Genomic DNA, 6,045 nt, shown 5'->3' on the forward strand with positions numbered 1-6,045 from the left:
GAGTTCATTCTCGGCGACGCCGGATCTGAACTCATCCTTACCGACACCACCATCGACCTGCCCGACACGTCTACGCCCCGTGTACTGGTGGACACTCTCGCCCCGCGCACACCGAATACCAACCCCGCAAACGCCGATCGCATTCGCAGGCTGCACCTCGACAATCCGGCCTACCTCATCTACACATCAGGTACGACAGGAACACCCAAGGGCGTCACCGTCACCCACCGCAACCTCAGCACCCTGTTCGCGGGCACCGCGGGCTGTTGCGGACTGGAAGCCACCGATGTCTGGGTGATGTGCCATTCTCAAGCGTTCGATTTCTCGGTCTGGGAAATATGGGGCCCCTTGGTTTCCGGCGCCCGACTGGTTGTGGCGCCGTGGCAGATCGCCCGGTCGCCGGTGGATCTCTGGGCACTGGTCGTCGACGCCGGGGTGACGGTGCTCAACCTGACACCCTCCCAGTTGTACGGGTTGATCGACTGTACCCGGGACATCGCCCGCCCGCCGACGCTGACGGCGCTGCGCCGGGTGATCCTGGGGGGCGAGGCGCTGGACTCGACGCGGCTGGGCGACTGGCAGCCACGCGCGTGGGGGATGAGCCCTGGCGCGGTCGTGGCGAGCATGTACGGGATCACCGAAACCACCGTGCACGTGACGCATCTCGAATTGTCTGAACCCGGTGCGCCGCGCCGCAGCAGCCCGATCGGAACGCCCATCGGAAATATGCGGGTGTATGTGTTGGACGGGGGATTGCGGCCGGTTCCGGTGGGTGTGGTGGGGGAGCTGTATATCGCGAGTGCGCAGTTGGCGCGCGGGTACAAGGGCCGGGCGGGCCTGACGAGTGCACGGTTCGTGGCCTGTCCCTTCGGTTCTGGGGAGCGGATGTATCGCTCCGGTGACGAGGCGCGCTGGACTCGGGACGGCGTGCTGGAGTTCGTCGGGCGGGCCGATGATCAGGTGAAGGTGCGGGGTGTTCGGGTGGAACCGGCCGAGGTCGAGGCGGCGCTACTCAGCCATCCGGCTGTGCGCGAGGCGGTGGTGTGCGGACGCACGGATCCGGCGGGTGATGCGAGCATTGTCGCCTATGTCGTCCCGAGCGACGAGGACGCACCGGTCGCCGCACGATGCCTGCGGTCGGAGCAGATGCGGACGATGTCGAGCGACTGCATACACGACCTTCCGAATGGAATGCCGGTCGTCGCCAGGAACATGTCGAACGTCCGCTTCCTGTACGAGGAGATAGTCGAACAGAATCAGTACTTCCGCTGGGGCGTGTCGGTTCCCTATCACGGATGTGTCGTCGATATCGGCGCCCACGTGGGCATGTTCTCCATGCTGGTCGGATACCTGTCCGGTGATGTCGAGATCTACGCGGTCGAAGCCGTCCCCGACGTCGCGGCGATGGCGCAGCTGAATTTCGAGATACATGGCCTGCCCGTCACTGTGATCAACTGCGCCGTCGGTGCGCACTGCGGCACCACGACGATGACGTACTACCCCGAGATGTCGATACTGTCGACGCGCTCGTCGGATGAAGCCACCGTGGCAGCGGCGGTACGCGCTTACCTCCAGGCCACCGAGGCCGGAGGTCTCGACCTCGACGGTCCCGAGTTGGCGGACTTGATGGCCGACCGTTTGCACCACCGCGAGCTGGTCGTACCCATGAAGACACTGTCCCAGCTGATCCGGGAGGAAGGCATCGATCGCATCGACCTGCTGAAGATCGATGTCGAGGGCAGTGAAATCGATGTGCTGCACGGGATTTCGGCCGACGACTGGCTGCGGGTGGCGCAGGTTGTCCTGGAGGTTCGAGACGTCGCGGGAAGTCTCGCACAAGTGCTGGCCGTGCTGGAAGAACGGGACTTCGATATCGCCGTCGAGGCAGCGCCATATCTGGCAGGGACCGACCTCTGGATGGTCTACGGGGTACGTCGGCAGGCGACCCGCGACCCGGTCCGCCTCGGGCTGAGCGACTTCGCGGAGCAGCATGTTTCGCGAATGTCGCCGGGAGCCGTCGCGCGGCGTATGCGTGGGTTCGTGGAGGGGCGGCTACCGGAGTTCATGGTGCCGACGGTGGTGATGTCCGTGCCGGAGCTGCCGTTGACGCCGAACGGGAAGGTCGACCGAAAAGCCCTGCCGGATCCGGAGTTCACCGGTGGGGTATATCGGGGTCCGCGCGATGAGTCCGAGCGGATGTTGACGGAGTTGTTCGCCGAGGTACTCGGGGTCGCCCGGGTCGGCATCGATGACGGGTTCTTCGATCTGGGTGGACATTCGCTGTCGGCGGCGCGGTTGATCAGCCGGGTCCGTTCGGTTCTCGGCGTGGAACTGTCGATTCGCATGGTCTTCGAGTCGCCCACGGTGGCGACGCTGGCCCCACGGCTGGGAGAGGGCAGGGTGAACGGTGCGCGACTGACCCCGCGGCCACGCCCGGAGCGGGTGCCGCTGTCGTATGCGCAGTTACGTCTGTGGTTCCTGCACCAGCTCGATCCTCAGGCTCCGGTCTACAACATTCCCATCGCTCTGCGGTTGACCGGTGTTCTGGACGTGGAGGGATTGCGGGCAGCGCTGGATGATGTCGTGACCCGGCACGAAATTCTGCGGACGAGGTTCCCGCACGAGGGTGGGGTGCCGTGGCAGCGGGTACTTCCCCGCGCCGAGGCGAGCGTGCCATTCACGGTGCGGGAGGTCAGTGACGGGCCGGAACTCACCGAAGCGGTGGGCGCGGCGGTCCAGGTGCCGTTCGATTTGGTTACGCAGATTCCGTTGCGGGCGTGGGTTTTCGAGTGTGGTGCGGCCGAGCATGTGGTGGTGTTGGTGATGCATCACATCGCCGGTGACGGCGCTTCACTCCTGCCCTTGGCGCGGGATATTGCGGTGGCATACGCGGCGCGATCAGCCGGCCGTGCACCAGGGTGGGAGCCATTACCGGTGCAATACGCCGATTTCACGTTGTGGCAGCGGGACGTGCTCGGCGACGAATCCGACCCGGACAGTCTGTTTGCCGCCCAATCCCGGTATTGGGAACAAGAATTGGCTGGGGTGCCGCAGTTGTTGCGGTTGCCGACCGACCGGTTGCGTCCGGCGGTGGCTTCTCATCGTGGTGACGTGGTGCCGTTGGTGGTGGGACCGCGGTTGCGGTTGGGTTTGGAGGGTTTGGCGCGGGCGCGGGGTGCGACGTTGTCGATGGTTTTGCAGTCGGGTTTGGTGGCGTTGTTGTTCAAATTGGGTGCGGGTGAGGACATCACCGTTGGTGGTCCGGTGGCTGGTCGTAGTGATGAGGCGTTGGCGGGTTTGGTGGGGTCTTTTGTCAATACGTGGGTGTTGCGGGTGCCGGTCTCGGGTGGCATCGGGTTCGAGGAACTGGTCGACGGGGTCCGCGAAAAGGCGTTGTCGGCTTATGGGAATCAGGATGTGCCGTTCGAGCGGTTGGTGGAGTTGCTGAATCCGGCGCGTTCGACTGCGCATCATCCGTTGTTTCAGGTGTCGTTCGCGTTGCAGAACAACGACCTGCCGGACCTGAGCTTCCCGGGTTTGCAGATCACGCCCATGCCGACCCCGTTGCGGACCGCCAAGTTCGACCTTCACTTCAGCCTCGCCGACAGCGGGTCGGGTGGCCTGGACGGGACGGTCGAATTCGCGACCGACCTGTTCGACCAATCGAGTGCTGAACAGCTCGCGGCACGGTATGTGCGGGTCCTGGAGCAGGTCATGACCGATCCAGCGATTCGGATCGGACGCCTGGAGTTGTTGAGCGACATCGAATCTGAGCAGCTGCTAGGGGATTGGAACGATACCGCAGTCGATACACCACAGCAGACGGTTGTGGAGTTGTTCGAGCAGCACGCAGCGCGATCATCAGGAGCGACAGCACTTGTGTGCGGGGATGTCCGAATCGACTACGGGCATTTGAACTCCCGTGCCAACACCCTGGCGTGGGAGTTGATCGAAAATGGTGTTGGCCCGGAATCGGTCGTCGCAATTGCCCTGCCACGCTCGGTCGAACTGATCGTGGCGCTGGTGGCTGTACTGAAGGCCGGGGCGGCGTATCTGCCGATCGATCCGGCCTATCCGAGTGATCGCACCGAGTTCATACTCTCCGACGCCGCACCCGAACTCGTCCTCACCGACACCGAGACGGTCACCGGGCTGCCCCACATCTCCATACCGTGCCTACTACTCGACACCCCCGGCGGACGCACGAGCACCCCTAATACCAACCCCACCGACGAAGTTCGTACCCACCGGCTGAATCCCGACAATCCCGCCTATCTGATCTACACCTCCGGTTCCACCGGAACACCCAAGGGCGTCACCGTCACCCACCACAACCTCACCAACATGGCCACACACAACTGGCCCGATGATCGGGGAGAGGTGATGCTGGTCCACTCCCCGATCATGTTCGACGCTTCGGCCTACGAGATCTGGCCGACATTGACGAGCGGAAGAACATTGCAGATCATGTCGGAGGACGCGCACGACATCGATCGGATGCGGCAGCAGATCGTCGAGCACGGCGTGCAGACGATCTTCGCAACCAGCCCACTGCTGGAGCTGTTCACCGAGGGCGACCTCGGTTGTTTCGATCGGGTGCGTTTTCTCGCCTCGGGAGGCGAGGTGTTGTCGCGCAACGTTGTTGCGCGGATCGTTGATCGGCATCGCACCTTGCGGATCGCGAACACCTACGGGCCGACCGAGACAACCGTGGCTGCGACAGCGCACGTAGTCGCCTTCGGCGGGGTGGTCGGCGATGGTTCGGTGCCGATCGGTGGTCCGTTGGGGAATGTGCGGGTGTATGTGTTGGACGGGGGGTTGCGGCCGGTTCCGGTGGGTGTGGTGGGGGAGTTGTATATCGCCGGTGTGCAGTTGGCGCGTGGGTACAGGGGGCGGGGAGGTTTGACAGGTGCGCGGTTCGTTGCCTGTCCCTTCGCTTTCGGGGAGCGGATGTATCGCTCCGGTGACGAGGTGCGCTGGACCTCGGATGGCGTGCTGGAGTTCGTGGGGCGGGTTGATGATCAGGTGAAGGTGCGGGGTGTGCGGGTGGAACCGGGTGAGGTCGAGGCCGTGCTGTCGGTGCATCCGGCCGTGAGCCGCGCGGTCGTGGTGACCCGTCCGGGTGCCGACGGTGGCGCCCACCTGGTGGCGTACGTGACGCTCGATGGACACGACGATTCCGAGCGCGCCGACACGGTGGCGGGGGTGCGGGCGTTCGTGGGGCGGCGGCTGCCGGAGTTCATGGTGCCGGCGGTGGTGGTGCCGGTGGCGGAGTTGCCATTGACGCCGAATGGGAAGGTCGACCGGAAAGCTTTGCCGGATCCGGAGTTCGCCGGTGGGGTGTATCGCGGTCCTCGGGATGAGTCCGAGCGGGTACTGGTGGAATTGTTTGCCGAGGTGCTCGGGGTCGCGCGGGTCGGTATCGATGACGGCTTTTTCGACTTGGGTGGGCATTCGTTGTCGGTGATGCGTTTGATCAGCCGGATTCGGTCGGTTCTCGGTATCGAGTTACCGATCCGGACTGTGTTCGAGGCACCGACGGTCGCGGTATTGGCAACCCGACTCGGTGAAGGGCGGGTGAGTCGTAGTCGTTTGAGCCCGCGGCCGCGGCCGGAGCGGGTGCCGCTGTCGTATGCGCAATCTCGGTTGTGGTTCCTGCACCGCTTCGAACCGGAGTCGCCGGTCTACCACATTCCGATGGCTCTTCGTCTGACCGGCGCTTTGGAAGTCACGGCGCTGGAAGCGGCCATAGGTGATGTCGTGGCCCGGCACGAAAGCCTGCGAACCGTATTTCCGCACGAGGGTGGGGTGCCGTGGCAGCAGATACTGGCACACGACGAGATGAGCGTGCCGGTCACTGTGGTGGATGCGCTGGACACCGAGGCGCGGGCGAGCGGTCCGGAGGAGCTGGCTGGGGCACTGATGGAAAGGGTGTCCGAAGCGGTTCGGTCGCCGTTCGATTTGGCTACGCAGATTCCGTTGCGGGCGTGGGTTTTCCGGTGTGGTGGGGATGAGTATGTGGTGGTGTTGGTGTTGCATCACATT

1 protein-coding gene is annotated in these 6,045 nt (G+C 64.3%); it reads left to right on the forward strand.

Going from position 1 to position 6,045, the window contains the following annotated elements:
* On the forward strand, positions 1-6,045 hold a 6,045-nt coding region (locus AB0H61_RS38865), incomplete at both ends, for an amino acid adenylation domain-containing protein (RefSeq protein WP_357313913.1).

It is taken from the genome of Nocardia sp. NPDC050710 (assembly GCF_040654375.1).
Lineage (GTDB): Bacteria > Actinomycetota > Actinomycetes > Mycobacteriales > Mycobacteriaceae > Nocardia.